The organism is Streptomyces ureilyticus (assembly GCF_011045025.1).
In the GTDB taxonomy this organism is placed as follows: domain Bacteria; phylum Actinomycetota; class Actinomycetes; order Streptomycetales; family Streptomycetaceae; genus Streptomyces; species Streptomyces ureilyticus.
Window position 1 is genome coordinate 38542 of the sequence record NZ_JAAKZX010000038.1, and the last position, 19442, is coordinate 57983.

Annotated in this window: 17 protein-coding genes; 12 read left to right on the top strand and 5 right to left on the bottom strand. The window is 69.8% G+C overall.

Going from position 1 to position 19442, the window contains the following annotated elements:
* Positions 1-74: 74 nt before the first annotated feature.
* From G6048_RS14925 to G6048_RS14945, 5 genes are read left to right on the top strand one after another with little or no spacing between them, the layout of a single operon-like run.
* A complete protein-coding gene (locus G6048_RS14925) occupies positions 75-467 on the top strand; it encodes a response regulator (RefSeq protein ID WP_165340008.1) in 393 nt (130 codons plus the stop codon).
* Entirely contained in the window at positions 467-841 is a 375-nt protein-coding gene (locus G6048_RS14930) for a response regulator transcription factor (RefSeq protein ID WP_165340009.1), read from the top strand. Before G6048_RS14925 ends, G6048_RS14930 begins: the two co-directional genes overlap by 1 nt.
* Positions 838-1935, top strand: coding sequence for a HEAT repeat domain-containing protein (locus G6048_RS14935; protein ID WP_165340010.1), 1098 nt, complete (start codon positions 838-840; stop codon positions 1933-1935). Before G6048_RS14930 ends, G6048_RS14935 begins: the two co-directional genes overlap by 4 nt.
* On the top strand, positions 1932-3425 hold the full coding sequence (locus G6048_RS14940) for a glycosyltransferase family 2 protein (RefSeq protein ID WP_206341608.1): 1494 nt from the start codon (positions 1932-1934) through the stop codon (positions 3423-3425). The genes G6048_RS14935 and G6048_RS14940 overlap by 4 nt, the downstream gene beginning before the upstream one ends.
* A gap of 41 nt (positions 3426-3466) precedes the next feature.
* Positions 3467-5506 carry a HAMP domain-containing sensor histidine kinase gene (locus tag G6048_RS14945; RefSeq protein WP_165340011.1) on the top strand — a complete coding sequence of 680 codons (2040 nt, stop codon included), beginning with the start codon at positions 3467-3469 and terminating at the stop codon, positions 5504-5506.
* Between the two features lie 30 nt (positions 5507-5536).
* Here G6048_RS14945 and G6048_RS14950 read toward each other — a convergent pair whose 3' ends face one another.
* Positions 5537-6457, bottom strand: a complete 921-nt coding sequence (locus G6048_RS14950; RefSeq protein ID WP_165340012.1) for a glycoside hydrolase family 16 protein — start codon at positions 6455-6457, stop codon at positions 5537-5539.
* A gap of 507 nt (positions 6458-6964) precedes the next feature.
* Here G6048_RS14950 and G6048_RS14955 point away from each other — a divergent pair.
* From G6048_RS14955 to G6048_RS14965, 3 genes are all read left to right on the top strand, one after another.
* Complete coding sequence (locus tag G6048_RS14955) at positions 6965-7888, top strand: ABC transporter ATP-binding protein (RefSeq protein ID WP_165340013.1); 924 nt, start codon at positions 6965-6967, stop codon at positions 7886-7888.
* Positions 7889-7938: 50 nt separating this feature from the next.
* Entirely contained in the window at positions 7939-8655 is a 717-nt protein-coding gene (locus tag G6048_RS14960; protein WP_165340027.1) for an ABC transporter permease, read from the top strand.
* Positions 8656-8751: 96 nt separating this feature from the next.
* On the top strand, positions 8752-9762 hold the full coding sequence (locus G6048_RS14965) for a COX15/CtaA family protein (protein WP_165340014.1): 1011 nt from the start codon (positions 8752-8754) through the stop codon (positions 9760-9762).
* Between the two features lie 58 nt (positions 9763-9820).
* On the opposite strand, the gene G6048_RS14970 is transcribed toward G6048_RS14965, so the two are convergent.
* The 4 genes from G6048_RS14970 to G6048_RS14985 all read right to left on the bottom strand — a co-directional run bounded on the left by G6048_RS14970 (position 9821) and on the right by G6048_RS14985 (position 13282).
* Positions 9821-10573, bottom strand: a complete 753-nt coding sequence (locus tag G6048_RS14970; RefSeq protein ID WP_165340015.1) for a nucleotidyltransferase domain-containing protein — start codon at positions 10571-10573, stop codon at positions 9821-9823.
* 29 nt (positions 10574-10602) lie between these two features.
* Complete coding sequence (locus G6048_RS14975) at positions 10603-11709, bottom strand: amidohydrolase family protein (protein ID WP_165340016.1); 1107 nt, start codon at positions 11707-11709, stop codon at positions 10603-10605.
* Between the two features lie 145 nt (positions 11710-11854).
* A complete protein-coding gene (locus G6048_RS14980) occupies positions 11855-12229 on the bottom strand; it encodes a hypothetical protein (RefSeq protein WP_165340017.1) in 375 nt (124 codons plus the stop codon).
* Between the two features lie 99 nt (positions 12230-12328).
* On the bottom strand, positions 12329-13282 hold the full coding sequence (locus G6048_RS14985; RefSeq protein ID WP_165340028.1) for a heme o synthase: 954 nt from the start codon (positions 13280-13282) through the stop codon (positions 12329-12331).
* Between the two features lie 376 nt (positions 13283-13658).
* Between G6048_RS14985 and tkt the strand changes: the two genes are divergently transcribed.
* From tkt to opcA, 4 genes are all read left to right on the top strand, one after another.
* On the top strand, positions 13659-15746 hold the full coding sequence (tkt, locus tag G6048_RS14990) for a transketolase (protein WP_165340018.1): 2088 nt from the start codon (positions 13659-13661) through the stop codon (positions 15744-15746).
* Positions 15747-15780: 34 nt separating this feature from the next.
* On the top strand, positions 15781-16899 hold the full coding sequence (tal, locus tag G6048_RS14995) for a transaldolase (protein ID WP_165340019.1): 1119 nt from the start codon (positions 15781-15783) through the stop codon (positions 16897-16899).
* A gap of 4 nt (positions 16900-16903) precedes the next feature.
* Positions 16904-18442, top strand: coding sequence for a glucose-6-phosphate dehydrogenase (gene zwf, locus G6048_RS15000; protein ID WP_165340020.1), 1539 nt, complete (start codon positions 16904-16906; stop codon positions 18440-18442).
* On the top strand, positions 18439-19442 hold a 1004-nt coding region (opcA, locus tag G6048_RS15005; RefSeq protein ID WP_235989838.1), incomplete at its 3' end, for a glucose-6-phosphate dehydrogenase assembly protein OpcA. The genes zwf and opcA, both read left to right, overlap by 4 nt.

Here is a 19442-nt window from a genome sequence, read left to right on the forward strand (position 1 = left end):
TGGCGAGAGATCCGTGTTGAACCTAATTTGGTAGTAACTGCCCCACTTGACCGCTCTCTTGGATCGGACTGGCGATGGGCTCTGAGCAGGGACTCGTACATGTCCTGGTGATCGAGGACGAACGGGATGTCAGTGCCCTGCTGGAGCGGCATCTCGGTGGCCTCGGATGCCGTGTGACCGTCGCGGACACCGGTGAGGAAGGGCTGGAGCTGGCGTTCGCCGAACCTCCGGACATGGTGATCATCGACGTGCTGCTGCCCGGCATCGACGGACGGGAGGTCATCCGGAGACTCCGGGCGGACGAGCGGACGAAGCGGTGCCACCTGGTCGTCTCGTCCGTGCTCAACCCGGAGGACCTGGTCGAGCTCGCGACGGACGAGTTGCTGGCCAAGCCGTTCCGCCAGCCCGCCGTGGCCCGGCTCGTCGACTCCTACCGAAACCGAAGCTCCGTATCGCAGGAGGAGTGATGGCTCGTGTCCTGATCGCCGACGACGACGCCGACATCCGGGATCTCGTGGCGTTCAAGCTGGTCCAGAGCGGCCACCAGGTCACAGCCGTGGAGGACGGCATGGCCGCGCTGCGCATGGTGCGCGAGCAGCCGCTGGATCTCTTACTCCTCGACATACGGATGCCGGGGATGTCGGGACTGGACGTCTGCCGCGAGGTCCGCTCCGCACCCGAAACCGCGTCGCTGCCCGTCATCCTGATCACCGCCCGGTCCCAGGAGGGAGACATCGAACTGGGCTTCGCGGCAGGCGCCGACGACTACATCATCAAGCCCTTCAGCCCCCGCGAGCTGTCCAGCCGGGTCACCGCGATGCTCACCCGGGTCGATCGGTGATCAACACCGCTCTCGTCACCTGGGCACTGCTGTGCCTGCTGGTCTTCGTACTGATGCTGAGCCTGCTGACCGTCGCCGTCCGCGGCGCCCGTATGTACCGCAGGCGCAGACGCGAGCGGATCGCGGCGCCGGTGCGCGGACTGCTGCTGGAACTGCTCTGCGCGGCGGAGGACGAGCAGGACGAGCTGCTGGGCCGCCTCGCGCGGATCGACAAGCGGACCTGGGCCGCGCTGGATCCGACGGTGGCGGCGATGCTGGGCAAGGTCTCCGGACGAGCACGTTCGGCGCTGGTCCGGCTGTACGAGCTGCGAGGAGCCGCCGATGAGGCCGTCGCCCGCCTCGGCAGCCGCAGCGCGGCCCGGCGGGGGCGTGCGGCTCACGTCCTCGGGCAGCTCTCGCACCGGCCGGCGGCCCTGGCCGTGTGCCGGCTGCTCGACGACCGCGACCGGGATGTGCGGCTGGCCGCGGCCCGCGCGCTGGGCCGTACCGGAGATCCGGTGGCGGTGCCGCACCTGCTGAGGAGCCTGCGCGGAGCGCGCACCGTACCGCCCAATGTGGTCACCGCGGCGCTGACCTCCCTCGGCCGCGACGCCTGGCCCGCCGTCGCGGCGGGGCTCCGGGACCCGGAACCCCTCGTCCGGGCGGTGGCCATCGAGGCGCTCGGGATGACCGGCGCCATTTCCCGGGCCGCCGAGGTGGCCCGTGCGCTGCGCGAGGACGCCGACATCGAGGTACGGATCCGGGCGGCGCGCGCACTGGGCAGGCTGGGCATGCCCGACGGTCTTCCACCGCTGCTGGCGGCCATCCGGCCAGGTCGGCCGGTCGCCCAGCGCATCGTGGCCGCCGGCGCCCTGGGCAGTCTGGGCGCCGTCGCCGCGACGGGCCCGCTGACGGAGCTGCTCGGCGACCGGAACCCGCATGTGGCGGGCGCCGCGGCGCGGGCACTGCTGCGGCTGGGCCCGGCGGGTGAGGCGGCGCTGCGCGAGGCCGCGGACGGCCGTCCCGGCCCGGCCGCCGCCCAGGCCAGGGCCGCACTCGCGGAGGCGGCGGTCGGCGGCGCACGCCATGACGTCCTGGTGGAGGTGGCCCTGTGATCGCGGCGCGCGTCGAGAAGTGGGACGGGCTGCTCGGCACGGTGCACGGGCTGGTCGCGTTGTGCGACACCGCCGTCATCATCTACTTCCTCGCCATCAACAGCGGCTACCTCGTACTGATCCTCTTCGCCCTCGCCGAACTCGTCAGGAGGCTGCGCCGGGCCCCCTTCGCCGGCTACGAGGACGCCGCCGGCAGCCCGTTCACCCCTCCCATCTCGGTGATCATGCCCGCGTACAACGAAGCGGCCGGCATCACCGAGGCCGTACGGGCGATGCTGCTGCTGCACTATCCCGTGTTCGAGGTCGTCGTGGTCGACGACGGCTCCACCGACGGTTCGCTGGAGGCCCTGGCGGACGCCTTCGACCTCGCCGAGGTGGACCATGTCGTGCCGGAGGACGTCCCCATGCGCGGCAGGGTCACCTCGCTGCATCTGCCCAGGGGAGGTCCGGTGCCCCTGGTGGTGGCCCGCAAGGACAACGGCGGCAAGGCCGACGCCCTCAACGTCGGGATCAACCTGGCGCGCTACCCGCTGCTGTGCATGGTGGACGCCGACTGCATCCTCGACTCCCAGGCCCTGCTCGCCGTGGCCAAACCGTTCAGCGACGACCCGCTGCGGGTGGTGGCCACCGGCGGTGTGGTCGGCATCGCCAACGGCTGCACCGTCGAGGCCGGCCGCGTGGTCGAGGCGCACATCCCTGGTGACCTGCTCGGACGCACGCAGGTCGTGGAGTATCTGCGTGCCTTCTTCCTCGGCCGTACCGGCTGGTCGAAGGTCGGCGGGCTGCTGATCATCGCCGGCGCCTTCGGCCTGTTCCGGCGGGACGCGGTGGTCGCGGTGGGCGGCATGGACCCGGACTGCATCGGCGAGGACGCCGAACTCGTCGTCCACCTCCACCGGCAGCTGCGCGAGCGGGGCCGCCGGCACCGCGACTACCGCATCGTCTTCGTCACCGAGCCGATCTCCTGGAGCGAGGCACCCGCCAGGCTCCGGGTCCTGGGACGCCAGCGGCGCCGGTGGCAGCGCGGTCTGACGGAGATCCTGCTCAAGCACCGCCGCATGATCGGCAACCCGCGCTACCGCCGCATCGGGCTGGTGGCACTGCCCTTCTACGTGCTCTTCGAGCTGCTGGCCCCCGTGGTGGAACTCGCCGGTCTGGTGCTCGTACCGCTGGGTGTGCTGATCGGCGCGGTCGACGCGGACTTCCTGTGGCGCTTCCTGCTCGCCGCCTACGCCTACGCGATGGTCGTCAGCCTGGTGTCGGTCGCGGTTGAGGAGTATGCGTACCACCGCTTCTCTCGGTGGCGGGATCTGTGGGGCGCCGTCGTCGGCGTGGTCGTCGAGAACATCGGCTACCGCCAGTTCACGGCGTGGTGGCGGCTGCGGGGCATCTGGGACGCGCTGCACCGGTCCCCGCAGGAGTGGGGCTCGATGAAGCGCAGCGGATTCGGCGCGCCCGAGCAGGTCCGGGAGGGCGGTGAGCGGCATTGAGGATCACCACCAGGCGGCGCGGTGTGGCACGCCGGCTCGCCGTGACCTTCGGACTTCTGATCGCTCTGCTCCTGCTCGTCGGGGCGGGCGCACTGATCACCGCCAGGATGGCGGACGAACTGCACGACGAGGTCGTCGATCAACTGGCGCCGGTGGTACGCGAAAACCATGGCCTGCACGACCAGGCGGCCCATATGCACCGATCCGTGCGCACCTATCTGCTCACGGGCGACGCGACCGAGCGGAGCAGCTACCTCCGGTCGCGTGACGAGGTCTTCGCCACCCTTGCCACGGTCCGGCGACATTCCACCGATGCGGCCCGGCGGAATTTCACGACGCAGGAACGTCACCTGCGTGCCTACGTACGCATCGCCGACCAGCAGGCGAAGGCCTCGCCCGGCAGCCAGGGGGCCATCCGGCTGACCAAGCAGGCGGCGCAGCCGTTCGCGGCCTTCGAGGCCGCCAGCCACCGGCTCGAGGAACAGCTCAATGCCGACATCGAGCGTCGGGAGGACCGGGCCGACACGATTCTCAACCTCAGTGCTCGGGGCATCGGCGCCCTGATGGCGGCAGGCGGAGCACTGGCCCTCTACGCGGCGGTACGCACCACCCGCGCCCTCACCCGGCCGCTGCAGAGCACCGTTTCGTCTCTGTACCGGCTGGCCTCGGGCGACCATTCGGCGCGGGCGGAGGAGGAGGGACCGGAGGAGATCAGGGCGGTGGCACGGTCGGTGAACGCGCTCGCCGAGGAGAGCGACCGGCTGCGGACGATCGAGCAGGAGCGCGCCCGACTGGGGAAGACCGCACGGGCCGTCGGTGTCCGCATCCGGGAGCGCCTCGACGTCGAGCAGGTCCTCGACACGGTGTGCGCCGGAATCGGTGAGGGACTTCAGGCCGACCATGCCTTCGTCCTCCTCACCGAGAAGGACAGCCCCCTGGTCCGCGTGGCACGCGCCTGGAGTGCGGGAAGGGGGCTGCTCCCCGCGCAGGAGCAGCCGATTCCGCCCGTCCCCCTCGAGGTGGTACGCGAGCACTACCGGCGGGGAACGGCCTGGTGCCACAACGATCTGCCCGCCGCGCTGGCCGAGGGACCGCTGCCCGGGGCGCCCGGCTCCTTCGGCAAGGGCGGCCTGCCGCAGGACGCCCGGGCGGCGGCCGAGACGCTGGGCCTGGTGGGCGTGCTCGTCGTCCCGGTCGGCGTCGGTGACGAACCGCTCGGTGCCGTCTTTCTCGGGCGGACCGGGCCGGAGCACCCCTGGGGCCCGGTGGAGATCGAAATCGCCGAGTCCATGGCCGCCGGTGCCGGCCGCGCGCTGCACACCGCGCTGCTCTACAAACAGGAGACGCGCCTGGTGGAGAAGCTGCGCGCCCTGGACAAAGCCAAGAGCGACTTCCTGTCCACCGTCTCCCACGAGCTGCGCACCCCGCTGACCAGCATCGTCGGGTACCTCGAGTTGCTGAAGGACGAGGAGACCGGGCCGCTCACCGAGCCGCAGCAGCACATGCTGGACGTCGTCGACCGCAACGCCAACCGCCTGCGCGCGCTTATCGAGGACCTGCTGACCCTCTCGCGCATCGAGTCGGGCGCGTTCAGCTCCAAGAAGGGACCGGTCGACCTGTGCCGCTTGGTGGCGTCGGCGGCCGACGCCATCCGGCCGACCGCCGGGGCTGCCTCCGTCACCGTGGAGACGCGACTCCCCTCCCGGCCCCTGGTGTTGGAGGCGGACAGCGACCAGCTCGACCGGGTCCTGATGAACCTGCTGTCCAACGCCGTGAAGTTCACCCCGGAGGGCGGGAAGGTCACCGTCCGCGCCGAAGCCCGGGACGGACAGGCGGTTCTGAGCGTCAGCGACACCGGCATGGGCATCCCCACCGACGAGCAGAAGAAGCTCTTCCAGCGGTTCTTCCGTGCCTCGAACGCGACCGACGCGGCCATTCCGGGCACGGGTCTCGGGCTGACGATCGTCCACACGATCGTGACGAACCACGGCGGCGAGATCCACGTGAACTCCGAGGAGGGACGCGGCACCACCTTCACCGCTCTGCTGCCGATCGCCGACGCGAACGGGGCGGCCCCTTAGTCCTGATCCGCCCCGCCGTACGCGAACACCTCAGAAAACGCTGTCCTCGAAAGTCACCCCCCGCGTCCGGTAGTCGGTGACGGCGGCCGTCACCTGGGCCGGGCTGAGGATCTGGTCCTTGGCGAAGTACACGTAGTCGACCTTTTCCTCGTACGCGCGTGTCTTCCGGCTGCTGATCCCCGTCAGGTTGATCAGCCAGTGGTTGAAGCGGATGCTCATCGTCGACTCGGGCAGATACGGCTCGATGTGCCTGGCGAAGAGCCGGCCGTCGATGTAGTAGGTGACCGCCTCGCTGTCGACCGTGATGACCAGGTCGTGCCACCCGGCGAAACTGGCGCGCTCCTGGGTGGTCACGTGGTCCTCAAAAGGAGGATCCTCCGAGTATGTCTCCCAGGAGGAGGCGAGCAGCGTACTGCTCGGGATGCCCCAGCCGCCGTTCGGCAGGTACTCGAAGTCGAGTTCGCTGTAGGCCGGGTCCATCGGGGCGTTGAGCGGCGAGATGGTGAAGAACGTCTGCACCATGCGGTCGCCGTCCGGTCCGTAGATCGGTACGTCGCTGAAGCGGACCCGCGCCGCGTAGGTGCCGTAGTGGAACTTGCGCTGCTGGTAGATCTCGGTGTGCTGGGTGCTGCTCGCGGTCCCGCTGGTGCCCGAGCGCATCGTCATGATCGAGTTGCCGGACTGGGTGCCGAACGTGAAGTTCTGCGGCTGCCACGTGGCGCCGGGCACACCGGGGCCGCCCTGGCCGGACCTCAAGGTCCAGCCGCGCTGGGAGATCCGCGGGTCGGTGTAGCCGGTGTAGTTGAAGTCGTCGAACAGTGCCGGGCCGACGACGGGCTGAGCACTCGCGGGCGATGAGCCGGGGAGGACGGCGAGGGCCGCGCACAGCATCCCGAAGGCGAGGAGGCCGGCGGCGGCTCTCAGCCGTGAGCACGAGGTGCTTCTGATCATGTGTCAACTGCCTTTCTGCGGAAGGGGAGAAGACGTCCGCTCCCGCCCTCGGCGGACCATGACAACCGAAGCACCGCCAAAAGATCGCTATACGACGATTGCGACCGATTCACCCGAACAGCCCAAAGTGCACGGCGTCAGGGGTGCCGTGTCACCCCGAGCGGAAGAGCCCGGACGAAGGGATCGCAGGGGTTCTCACGGGGTTGGCAGCTGCTCGCAGGAGAGTGTGCACGAGGTCGAGTTAGCTCGATCGTGTGATGGTCGGCTCGCGGGCTTGCGGCACCGTGGGCCGACCGGGTTGACGTGATCGTGCGATCTGGGACGCCGGGTACGGCGCCAGTGTGCGGGGCGGAGCCAGCCCGGGGGGCAAGGAATGGCGAGCCCGTGCCGTCCGGCACCCTCGACGCTACGGCCGCGAACCGCGCGTCTGGGATCGATTGAACAAGTCAGGAACGGTTCACCAACCCGCCCGTTCCGGGCGCTGAACGCGTACCTAGACTCGGGGCCATGCGAAGCGACCCCGTCGTCCAGGTCCAGGCCCTGGTGAAGCGGTACCGCACGAAGACCGCGGTGGACGGCCTCGACCTGGTGGCCGGGACGGGGATCACCGCCGTACTGGGTCCCAACGGGGCGGGCAAGACGACCACGGTCGAGACCTGCGAGGGGTACCGGAAGCCGGACTCGGGGACAGTACGCGTCCTGGGGCTCGACCCCGTGCGCGAGGCCGCGGCCCTGCGTCCCCGTATCGGCGTGATGCTCCAGTCCGGCGGCGTCTACTCGGGCGCCCGCGCCGACGAGATGCTCCGCCACATGGCCAGGCTGCACGCGCATCCGCTGGACGTGGACGCGCTGATCGAGCGCCTGGGCCTCGGCAGTTGCGGCCGTACGACCTACCGGCGGCTGTCCGGCGGCCAGCAGCAGCGGCTCGCGCTCGCGCTGGCCGTCGTCGGCCGGCCCGAACTGGTCTTCCTGGACGAGCCGACCGCCGGACTCGATCCGCAGGCGCGCCGGGCCACCTGGGACCTCGTACGCGATCTGCGTGCGGACGGCGTCTCGGTGATCCTGACCACGCACTACATGGACGAGGCCGAGCAACTCGCCGACGACGTGGCGATCATCGACGCCGGCCGGGTCATCGCCCAGGGCTCCCCCGAGGAGCTGTGCCGCGGCGGCGCCGAGAACACGCTCCGCTTCAGCGGCCGTCCCGGCCTCGACATAGGTTCCCTGCTCAAGGCCCTTCCGGCCGACTGCACGGCGGCCGAACTGACGCCGGGCGCGTACCGAGTGGGCGGCAAGGTCGACCCGCAACTGCTCGCGACCGTCACGTCCTGGTGCGCCCAGCACGGAGTGATGCCGGAGAAGATCTCGGTGGAACGGCACACCCTGGAGGACGTGTTTTTGGAGATGACCGGCAAGGAGCTGCGTTCGTGACCACTGCCGGTGTGTACACCCCGAAGCCGGGGGCGGCCCCGCTGACCCGCATGATCGCGGCGCAGGCTGCCCTCGAGACGAAGATGCTGCTGCGCAACGGCGAGCAACTGCTGCTGACGGTCGTCATCCCGACGCTGCTGCTCGTGCTGTTCAGCTCCGTCGACATCGTCGATACGGGCGAAGGCGAGGCGGTCGACTTCCTGGCACCCGGCATCCTGGCGCTCGCGGTCATGTCGACGGCGTTCACGGGCCAGGCCATCGCCACCGGCTTCGAGCGGCGGTACGGCGTCCTCAAGCGGCTCGCCGCCTCACCGCTCCCCCGCTGGGGGCTGATGGCGGCGAAGACGCTCTCCGTGCTGGTCACGGAGATCCTCCAGGTCATCCTGGTGACGGTGATCGCCTTCGCCCTCGGTTGGTCGCCCCATGGCAACCCCCTCGCAGTCCTGCTCCTGCTCGTCCTCGGCACGGCCGCCTTCTCGGGCCTCGGCCTGCTGATGGCGGGCACGCTGAAGGCGGAGGCGACGCTGGCCGCCGCGAACCTGGTCTTCCTGCTGCTGCTCGTGGGCGGCGGGGTCGTCGTCCCGCTCGACAAGTTCCCGGACACGGCCCAGTCCCTGCTCGGCCTGCTGCCGATCTCGGCCCTCTCGGACGGGCTGAGGGACGTGCTCCAGCACGGCTCCGGGATGCCGTGGGGAGACCTCGGGATCCTGGCCGTGTGGGGGGTCGTCGGTCTGACGGCCGCCGCTCGTTTCTTCCGCTGGGAGTAGGACCGATCTCCCGCTTGGAGTACGGATCTCCTGCTGGGAGTAGGGCGGAGCAGACGCCTCCCCCCTCGTGAAGGCGTGCACAAGCGGCCACCTACCATGGTGCCCGTGCCGAATCTGACCCGCGCGAACGCCGTCGAGGCCGTGCGCAACCCGCTCGCCTTCATCGCCGAACGCTGGACCCCGAAGCCCCGGACGGTTCAGCGAGCGGCCCTCGCCGCGCTCGTCATGGCCGTGGTCATCGTGGTCACCGGCGGTGCCGTACGGCTGACCGGCTCCGGGCTCGGCTGCCCGACCTGGCCCAAGTGCTCCGAGGACTCGCTGACCAACACGAGCGAGATGGGCATCCACGGTTACATCGAGTTCGGCAACCGGATGCTGACGTACGTCCTGAGCGCGGCGGTCGGCTGGGCGATCATCGCGGCCCGCTCAGCAAAGCCGTACCGGCGCGGCCTCACCCGCCTCGGCTGGGCGCAGTTCTGGGTCGTCATGGGCAACGGCGTACTCGGCGGCATCGTCGTCCTGGTGGGCCTCAACCCGTACACGGTCGCCGCCCACTTCCTGCTCACCACCGCCCTGATCGCCGTCGCCACCGTCATGTGGCAGCGCACCAGGGAGGGCGACTCCGCGCCGCATCCGCTGGTCAGCAAGGCGGTGCGGCAGCTCGTGTGGGCCCTGGTCGCCGTCACGGCTCTGCTGATCGCGGTGGGCACGGTCGTCACGGGTGCGGGCCCGCACGCCGGCGACTCGAGAGAGGTCGAGCGCATCCCGCTGGACTGGGAGAACATCACCCGGCTGCATGCCGTCCTGGCCTGGATCGTGGTGACGCTGGCCTTCGCCCTGTGGTTCGTGCTTCGGGCCGTCGACGCCCCCAAGGGCCCTCTCCACCGCACCCGCGACCTCTTCCTGGTCCTCCTTGCACAGGGCGTCATCGGCTACATCCAGTACTTCACGGATCTCCCCGAGATCCTGGTCGGCGCCCACATGCTCGGCTCCTGCCTGGTGTGGATCGCGACGCTGAGGGTGCTGCTGTCGCTGCGGGAACGGCACGAGGCCCTGGAGGTTTCGGAGTCGGAGCAGTCGCCGGAACCGGTCGCCACGCGCGCGTAGACCGGAACGGGTCTCTACGCGCGCGTAGAGACGAAAACGTGCTCCACGCGCGCGTGCGTCACACGTAGGCCCGTACGAGGGTGTCGATCGCCGGCCCGAGATAGGCCCGGGTCAGCTCGGCCCTGCGCACGGTCCACTCCTCACTCGGCGCCGCGCCATCGCGCCCGTACCGCCGCCGTCTGATGTCCTCGACCACCTCGACGGGGGCGCCGAGTCCGGGCAGGAGCTCCAGTGCCTCCCGCTTGGTGATCAGCCGCCCGTCCTTCAGGGTGACGGCGGCGCGGGCGTGCGTGACCAGCCCGTAGTCCACCCAGTTGTCCTGCGTCCAGTTGCTCGCCCGGTCGACCTCCCGCCGCAGGAAGTCCCGCTGGTCCTGTACGACGAAGGCGCTCAACTCGCCGTCCGGCACGGGCGGAAGCAGGTCCGCGGGCGGCTTCCCCTGCAAGACGACACCGAAGTCGTGCAGCTCGCGCCGGGTCACCGGGGTGACCGGCCGCTTGAACAGCTCCTCGTACGCCCAGGTGAGGTGTCGCCGCTCGGCGCCGTCAGCCGTGTCGGGCGTCAGATAGCTGCAGTGCAGCTTGGCCACGAGCGGCTCAGTACGCAGGCGGGCGTGCAGCCGCGCCACTCGCCACACCGTCCTCACCGTGATCGGGTCGTCCAGGACCGCGATCAGGTCCAGGTCGCTGCGGCCCTCCTGGTAGTCACCGCCGCCGAGGGAGCCGTGCGCCCATACGGCGACGGGGGCAAGGTCGCGCAGTTCGGTGAGGAAGCGGTCCAGGAGCCGGTCGGTCGCGTCGCTGCGTGTCATGCCCACAGTCTGCACACGGAGTGGAGGGCTCACTCCAGCCCGTAGACCCGCCGCGCGTTTTCCGCCGCGATCAGCCCCGCCACCCGCTGGGCGTCGGCCAGCGACCAGGCGCCTTCGGCGACCCAGGTGCCGAGCACCCGAGCCAGCGCCTCGCGGAAGAGGCGGGCGCCGACCACATGGAGTTCGGGCAGTCCGTGGGCGCCGGAGGAGAAGAGGAGCTTGCCGAAGGGGGCGAGTTCGAGGATCTCGGAGAGTACGGCGGAGGCACGGGCGCCCGTACGGACGAGGGCGGCGCCCAGGTCGGCGTACACATGCGGGAAGACCCCGGAGAGATGCGCCGCGTGCCGGTGGTACGGGTAGCCGTGCAGCAGGACCAGGTCGGTGCCGAGGCCGGCCGTGGCGCGGGCGAAGTCGGTGAGCAGGACGGGGTCGGTGCGGTCGATGCGCAGGTCCCCTTCGCCGAGTCCCGCGTGCAGTTGGAGCGGGCGGCCCGAGGCGACGGCGATCCACAGGAGGTGTCGCAGCAGCACCGGGTCGGACAGGGTGCCACCGACGCGGCGTCCGGTGAGCCAGCGGGCCGCCGCGCCCCGTACCTCCCCCGGGCCCGGCGGTTCGGGCGCCAGCGCCAGACCGTGCCGTACGCCCGCCACCGACGTGAACGCCACCGCGTCCGCCGCCGCCGCGTGCACCGACTCGGCGAGATTGGCGAGAAACGAATCGACGGTTCCGGAGGTGTCGGCGACCTGTTCGGCGAGCAGTTCCAGGCGGACGATCTCGTGGGCGTCGGCGCCCCCGGCCGAGGCCATCTCGCCGGGCCCGGTCAGGTCGCCCGGCAGACCGGTGTCGACCAGATAGGTCGTGATCCCGCTGCCCCGCAACAGCCTGCGTCCCGACTCCAGTACGCCCAGCTCACGGCGTCGCGCGAGATAGCGGGCGGGCGGACAGTGCGGTTCCAGACCGAGGAGGGGCGGACACCAGCGGCGTACGGCGAACCCGGTCTGGGTGTCGAAGAAGGTCGTGCCCGCCGCGGGCCTGCCCTCTCCCCCGGCGAGATGCGCCTCGAAGGTGCCCAGGCCCAGCTCCGTGCGCAGCACGCCATGGCAGTACTGGTCCACCAGCGACGGCGTTTCGATCATCGGGACTCCCCCGCGGTTGGGCCCTGCTCTTGCAGGTCCTAACGGGTGAGCCGGTGGTCGGGTGTTGCTCTGCGGAAGCGCAGTTCGAAGACTGCGGGCCGTCATGGCGTGGGCGCGCAGCTCCATGTGCCCCTGACGGGGGGCGTCAGGTGTTGCTCGGGCCGCCCAGCTGGATCCCAGCCATCCGCGTCCACTCGTACGGGCCCGTCTTCACCTTCGCCGCGAAGTCGCCGTCGAAGGACTCGTGGACGGTGATGCCGGACTTCTGGACCGCCTGCTCGGCCATCGCGTAGGTCGGGGCCACCAGGTCGCCCCATTCGCCGTCCTCGCCGACGAGGACGATGCGTGCGCCGCGCTGTCCCAGATACGCGATCTGGCCCTCGGCGCCGCCGTGTGCCTTGGCGAAGGACGAGATCTGCTTGGTGAGGCGCGCCACACGACGCTCCGCCCCGGCCGCCTGCTTGCGGTCCGCGGCCTCGTCGGCCTGCTGAGTGTCTGCCGTATCTGCCGTGTCTGCCATGGTCAGGATGCTACCGACGGGTAGATCAAACGGCGACGGGCGGGGTACGTGGCCTTGACCACGCCCCGCCCGTCGCCGAACGAGTCGTACGAACAGCGGCTACCGGAGGAAGGGATCCACCGCCACCGCCACGAACAGCAGCGACACGTACGTGATCGACCAGTGGAAGAGGCGCATCTCCTTGAGCTTCGCGCCCACCGCCCCGTCCTTGGCGCGGGTCTGCAGCCCGTGTGCCTCCCAGAGCCAGAAGCCGCCGGTCACGAGGGCGACGACCGTGTAGAACCAGCCGGTGTAGCCGAGCGGCGTCAGCAGCAGGGAGACGGCGACCATCGCCCAGCTGTAGAGCACGATCTGCCGTGCGACGACCTTGTTGGAGGCGATGACCGGCAGCATCGGCACGCCCACGCGCGCGTAGTCGTCCCGCACCCTCATCGAGAGGGGCCAGTAGTGCGGCGGCGTCCAGAAGAACATGACGAGGAAGAGGATGACCGGGGCCCAGGACATGGAGTTGGTGACGGAGGACCAGCCGATGAGAACGGGCAGGCAGCCTGCGATGCCGCCCCAGACGATGTTCTGCGACGTACGCCTCTTGAGGATCATCGTGTAGACGACGACGTAGAAGAGGAGTGCGCCCAGCGAGAGCCAGGCGGACAGCCAGTTGACGGTCAGGCCGAACAGCAGGGTCGAGGCGACGGCGAGCGTGATACCGAAGACCAGGCACTCGCGGGGGCTGACCATTCCGGTGACCAGCGGGCGCTGCGAGGTGCGCGCCATGAGGGCGTCAATGTCACGGTCGATGTACATGTTCAGCGCGTTGGCGCCGCCCGCGGAGAGGTAGCCGCCGACGCAGGTGAGGAGGACCAGCTGAAGGTCGGGCACGCCCTGCTCGGCGAGGAACATCACCGGCACGGTGGTGATCAGCAGCAGCTCGATGATCCGCGGCTTGGTGAGCGCGATGAACGCCTTGATGCGGGCCCCGAACGGCCGGTGCTTCGTGCTCTGACTCGTCTCGAGCACACCCGCAGGACGGGATTCAACGGCCGTCACGTACACCCCTACAGAGACATCCCAGCGAGCCCCGAGTGTGAACTCCGGGTAAAGGCCCGCGCGTACCACGCCACTGTAGACGTTGCCCAGACCCCGCTCTTCGCGGGGGTCGTGTCGTGTTGAAGAGGGCCCCGCGAAGAGCTCGGCAGCCCTTGATTCGGCGTGATTGAGCAGTCGGATCACCGGCTGCGTATTCACGTTCATTCCCTGCCCGACCGCGGAACGCGCCGGTCAGGGAGGCGGTGCCGGAACCCACCCGGCACAGTGGAATGACTCGAAAAAATGCGTGTTCTTACGGGGGTAGGCTCGACAACGGCCGGTGGGCGCGCATGTGCACCGGCATTCGACATGTGGAACATGTGGAGAGGAGCCCTGACTCAGGGTGAGCACCAAGCCGACCACCACAGACCTCGAGTGGACCGATCTGGACCAGCGAGCCGTCGACACGGCCCGCATCCTGGCCGCCGATGCCGTACAGAAGGTCGGCAACGGCCATCCGGGTACGGCGATGAGCCTGGCACCCGCCGCGTACACCCTCTTCCAGAAGGTGATGCGGCATGACCCGGCGGATCCCGACTGGACGGGACGGGACCGTTTCGTCCTCTCCGCCGGCCATTCCTCCCTGACCCTCTACACCCAGCTGTACCTCGCCGGGTTCGGCCTGGAGCTGGACGACTTGAAGGCGTTCAGGACGTGGGGGTCGAAGACCCCGGGCCACCCCGAGTACGGGCACACGGCGGGCGTGGAGACGACGACGGGCCCGCTCGGCCAGGGCGTGGCCAACGCGGTGGGCATGGCGATGGCCGCCCGCTACGAACGCGGTCTTTTCGACCCGGAGGCCGCCCCCGGCACCTCCCCTTTCGACCACTACGTCTACGCGATCGCCGGTGACGGCTGCCTCCAGGAGGGCATTTCCGCCGAGGCGTCGTCGATGGCCGGCCACCAGAAGCTGGGCAACCTGGTCCTGCTGTGGGACGACAACCACATCTCGATCGAGGGCGACACCGAGGCGGCCGTCTCCGAGGACACCGCCAAGAGGTACGAGGCGTACGGCTGGCATGTGCAGCGTGTGCAGCCGAAGGAGGACGGCGACCTCGACCCGGCCGCGCTGTACGAGGCGATCGAGAAGGCCAAGGCCGTCACCGACAAGCCGTCCTTCATCGCGATGCGCTCGATCATCGCCTGGCCGGCCCCGAACGCGCAGAACACCGAGGCCGCGCACGGCTCGGCGCTCGGTGACGACGAGGTCGCGGCCACCAAGCGCGTCCTCGGCTTCGACCCGGAGCAGTCCTTCGAGGTCGCCGACGAGGTCATCACGCACACCCGCGCACTGGGCGACCGCGGCCGTGAGGCCCGCGCCGAGTGGGAGAAGTCACTCGCCGCCTGGCGTACCGCCAACCCGCAGCGGGCCGCCGAGTTCGACCGTGTCAACGCGGGCGAGCTGCCCGAGGGCTGGGAGTCGCACCTCCCCGTCTTCGAGCCGGGCAAGGGCGTCGCCACGCGTGCCGCGTCCGGCAAGGTGCTCCAGGCGCTCGGTGCGGTCATCCCCGAACTGTGGGGCGGCTCCGCCGACTTGGCGGGCTCCAACAACACCACGATCGACAAGACGAGTTCGTTCCTGCCGGCCGGCAACCCGCTGCCGGAGGCCGATCCGTACGGCCGCACGATCCACTTCGGCATCCGCGAGCACGCCATGGCCGCGGAGATGAACGGCATCGCGCTGCACGGCAACACCCGTATCTACGGCGGTACGTTCCTGGTGTTCTCCGACTACATGCGCAACGCGGTGCGCCTGTCGGCCCTGATGCACCTGCCGGTGACGTACGTATGGACGCATGACTCCATCGGTCTCGGCGAGGACGGCCCGACGCACCAGCCGATCGAGCACCTCGCCTCGCTGCGCGCGATCCCGGGCCTGAACATCGTCCGCCCGGCCGACGCCAACGAGACCGCCATCGCCTGGCGCGAGATCCTCAAGCGCTACACCAAGGAGTTCGGCAAGGGCGCTCCGCACGGGCTCGCGCTGACCCGTCAGGGCGTGCCGACGTACGAGCCCAACGAGGGTGCGGCGAAGGGCGGTTACGTGCTCTTCGACGCAGAGGGTGGCGAGCCGCAGGTCGTCCTCATCGCGACCGGTTCCGAGGTGCATGTCGCCGTCGAGGCGCGCGAGCAGCTGCAGGCCGCCGGGGTGCCGACGCGGGTGGTGTCCATGCCGTCCGTGGAGTGGTTCGAGGAGCAGGACCAGGGGTACCGGGACAGCGTTCTGCCGCCGTCCGTCAAGGCGCGTGTCGCGGTCGAGGCCGGGGTCGGTCTGACCTGGCACAAGTACGTGGGGGACGCCGGACGCATCGTTTCCCTGGAGCACTTCGGTGCTTCGGCCGACGGCAAGGTCCTCTTCCGCGAGTTCGGCTTCACTGCCGAGAACATCGCCACCGCCGCCCGGGAATCGATCGCCGCAGCCCAGCGCTGACGCTGACATACGACACGTAGGAGATGCATTTTCCATGACAGACGCACTGAAGCGCCTCTCCGAAGAAGGCGTCGCGATCTGGCTGGACGACCTGTCGCGCAAGCGGATCACGTCCGGCAACCTCGCCGAACTGATCGACCAGCAGCACGTCGTGGGCGTCACGACCAATCCGTCGATCTTCCAGAAGGCGATCTCGGGCGGTGACGGGTACGAGCAGCAGGTAGCCGATCTCGCCGCCCGTGAGGTCACCGTCGAAGAGGCCGTCCGCATGATCACGACGGCGGACGTCCGGGACGCCGCCGACATCATGCGCCCGGTCTTCGACGCCACCGGCGGCCAGGACGGCCGGGTCTCGATCGAGGTCGACCCGCGCCTCGCGCACAACACGCGGTCGACGGTCGCCGAGGCGAAGCAGCTCGCCTGGCTGGTGGACCGCCCGAACACGCTCATCAAGATCCCGGCCACCCGGGCGGGCCTCCCGGCGATCACCGAGACGATCGGCAACGGCATCAGCGTGAACGTCACGCTGATCTTCTCGCTGGAGCGCTACCGCGAGGTCATGGACGCGTACCTGAGCGGTCTGGAGAAGGCCAAGGCCAAGGGCCTGGACCTGTCCAAGATCCACTCGGTGGCGTCCTTCTTCGTGTCCCGCGTGGACACCGAGATCGACAAGCGGATCGACGCCATGGGCACCGACGAGGCCAAGGCCGCCCGCGGCAAGGCCGGCGTCGCCAACGCCCGGCTCGCCTACCAGGCGTACGAGGAGGTCTTCTCCTCCGCTCGCTGGCAGGAGCTGGACAAGGCGCAAGCCAACAAGCAGCGTCCGCTGTGGGCCTCGACCGGCGTCAAGGACAAGGCGTACAAGGCCACCCTGTACGTCGACGAGCTGGTCGCGCCGAACACGGTGAACACCATGCCGGAGGCCACTCTCTTCGCCACCGAGGAGCAGGGCGAGATCACCGGCAACACCATCGCGGGTACGTACGAGCAGGCCCGCGCCGACCTCGACGCGCTCGAGAAGATCGGCATCTCGTACGACGAGGTCGTCCAGCTGCTGGAGGACGAGGGCGTCGAGAAGTTCGAGGCGTCCTGGAACGACCTGCTCAAGTCGACCGAGGCGGAGCTCAAGCGCCTCGCCCCCTCGGAAGGCTGAGATCTTGACTCCTTCTCCCGGCACCGGAGCGAACCCGCTTCGTGACGCCGCAGACCGACGGCTCCCGCGTATCGCGGGGCCGTCGGGTCTTGTCATCTTCGGCGTCACGGGCGATTTGTCCCGTAAGAAGCTGATGCCCGCTGTCTACGACCTCGCCAACCGCGGCCTGCTGCCGCCGGGTTTCTCACTCGTCGGCTTCGCCCGCCGCGAGTGGGCGAACGAGGACTTCGCTCAGGAGGTCCACGACGCCGTCAAGGAGCACGCCCGCACCCCCTTCCGTGAGGAGGTCTGGCAGCAGCTCATCCAGGGGATGCGGTTCGTCCAGGGCACCTTCGATGACGACGACGCGTTCGAGCGGCTGCGCGAGACGATCGGGGAGCTGGACAAGGCGCAGGGCACGGGCGGCAACTTCGCCTTCTATCTCTCCGTACCGCCGTCCGCCTTCCCCGTGGTCATCCAGCAGCTGAAGAAGCACGGCCTGGCCGACCAGTCGAGCGGTTCCTGGCGGCGCGCGGTCATCGAGAAGCCATTCGGCCACGACCTCAAGTCCGCCGAGGAGCTCAACGCGACCGTCGAGGAGGTCTTCGCCCCGGACCAGGTCTTCCGTATCGACCACTACCTGGGCAAGGAGACCGTCCAGAACATCCTGGCGCTGCGCTTCGCGAACCAGATGTTCGAGCCGATCTGGACCCGTTCGTTCGTCGACCACGTACAGATCACGATGGCCGAGGACATCGGCATCGGTGGCCGCGCCGGCTACTACGACGGAATCGGCGCCGCCCGCGACGTCATCCAGAACCATCTGCTCCAACTGCTCGCGCTGACCGCGATGGAGGAGCCCGCCTCCTTCGACGCGGACGCGCTGGCCGCGGAGAAGACCAAGGTGCTGGGCGCCGTGAAGCTGCCCAAGGACCTCGGCCGCGACACGGTGTTCGCGCAGTACGCGGCCGGCTGGCAGGGCGGCGAGAAGGTCATCGGCTACCTCGAAGAGGACGGCATCGACGCCAAGTCGAAGACCGACACCTACGCAGCCGTCAAGCTGGAGGTGGACAACCGGCGTTGGGCGGGCGTCCCCTTCTACCTGCGCACGGGCAAGCGCCTGGGCCGCCGCGTCACCGAGATCGCGGTCGTCTTCCAGCGCGCCCCGCACTCCCCCTTCGACCACACGTCTACGGAGGAGCTGGGCCAGAACGCGCTGGTCATCCGCGTCCAGCCGGACGAGGGCGTCACGGTCCGCTTCGGCTCCAAGGTGCCCGGCACCTCCATGGAGGTACGGGACGTGTCGATGGACTTCGCGTACGGCGAGTCTTTCACGGAGTCCAGCCCGGAGGCGTACGAGCGGCTGATCCTCGACGTCCTGCTCGGCGACGCCAACCTCTTCCCGCGCACCGAGGAGGTCGAGCTGTCCTGGAAGATCCTCGACCCGATCGAGGAGTACTGGGAGAAGCACGGCAAGCCCGCGCAGTACCCGTCGGGCACCTGGGGCCCGGCCGAGGCAGACGAAATGCTCGAACGAAATGGACGGAGCTGGCGCCGGCCATGAAAATCGACCTTACGGACACCACAGCCAGTAAGATCAACAAGGCGCTGGTGCAGGGCCGCCGGGCCATCGGCACCCCCGCCGTCGGCATGGTCCTCACCCTCGTCATCGTCACCGACGAGGAGAACGCCTACGACGCGCTGAAGGCCGCCTCCGACGCGTCCCGCGAGCACCCCTCGCGCACCCTCGTGGTCATCAAGCGCATCTCCCGCTCGCCCCGCGACCGCACCACCTCGCGTCTCGACGCCGAGGTACGGGTCGGCGCGGACGCGGGCACCGGCGAGACGGTGATACTGCGGCTGTACGGCGAGGTGGTCGACCACGCGCAGTCGGTGGTCCTCCCCCTGCTGCTGCCGGACGCGCCGGTCGTCGCCTGGTGGCCGGTGAACGCGCCGCTCGACCCGGCCCAGGACCCGCTGGGCGCCCTGGCACAGCGCCGCGTCACCGACACGTACGCCGCCGAACAGCCCGTACGGGAACTCGGCGCCCGCGCCGACGCCTACACGCCCGGCGACACGGACCTGTCGTGGACCCGCATCACGCCCTGGCGTTCGATGCTGGCCGCGGCCCTGGACCAGGTCACCTGCGAGGTCACCGCGGTCGAGGTGGAGGGCGAGGAGTTCAACCCGAGCTGCGAGCTGCTCGCCATGTGGCTCGCGGACCGGCTCGACGTCCCGGTCAAGCGCTCGCTGTCCTCCGGGCCCGGTCTCACCTCCGTCCGGATGGCCACGAGCTCCGGACCGATAGTCCTGGACCGCGCCGACGGTTCCCTGGCGACGCTGTCCATCGACGGCCAGCCCGACCGGGCTGTGGCGCTGAACCGCCGCGACACGGCCGAGCTGATCGCGGAGGAACTGCGACGACTGGACCCGGACGACACGTATGCCTCGGCGCTGCGCTTCGGCGTGGAGCGGCTGGGCAGCGGGGGCTTCAAGTCCGGTTCGCTGGCGGGGGGTTCCGCGGGCGGATGGGCCGAGGGCTCCGGGGGCGGTGCCTCCGGGGG

Coding starts and splice junctions, on each gene's coding strand:
- G6048_RS14925 (WP_165340008.1), top strand. CDS start 75: ATGGGCTCTGAGCAGGGACTCGTACATGTCCTGGTGATCGAGGACGAA.
- G6048_RS14930 (WP_165340009.1), top strand. CDS start 467: ATGGCTCGTGTCCTGATCGCCGACGACGACGCCGACATCCGGGATCTC.
- G6048_RS14950 (WP_165340012.1), bottom strand. CDS start 6,457: ATGATCAGAAGCACCTCGTGCTCACGGCTGAGAGCCGCCGCCGGCCTC.
- G6048_RS14955 (WP_165340013.1), top strand. CDS start 6,965: ATGCGAAGCGACCCCGTCGTCCAGGTCCAGGCCCTGGTGAAGCGGTAC.
- G6048_RS14960 (WP_165340027.1), top strand. CDS start 7,939: ATGATCGCGGCGCAGGCTGCCCTCGAGACGAAGATGCTGCTGCGCAAC.
- G6048_RS14965 (WP_165340014.1), top strand. CDS start 8,752: ATGGTGCCCGTGCCGAATCTGACCCGCGCGAACGCCGTCGAGGCCGTG.
- G6048_RS14970 (WP_165340015.1), bottom strand. CDS start 10,573: ATGACACGCAGCGACGCGACCGACCGGCTCCTGGACCGCTTCCTCACC.
- G6048_RS14975 (WP_165340016.1), bottom strand. CDS start 11,709: ATGATCGAAACGCCGTCGCTGGTGGACCAGTACTGCCATGGCGTGCTG.
- G6048_RS14980 (WP_165340017.1), bottom strand. CDS start 12,229: ATGGCAGACACGGCAGATACGGCAGACACTCAGCAGGCCGACGAGGCC.
- tal (WP_165340019.1), top strand. CDS start 15,781: ATGACAGACGCACTGAAGCGCCTCTCCGAAGAAGGCGTCGCGATCTGG.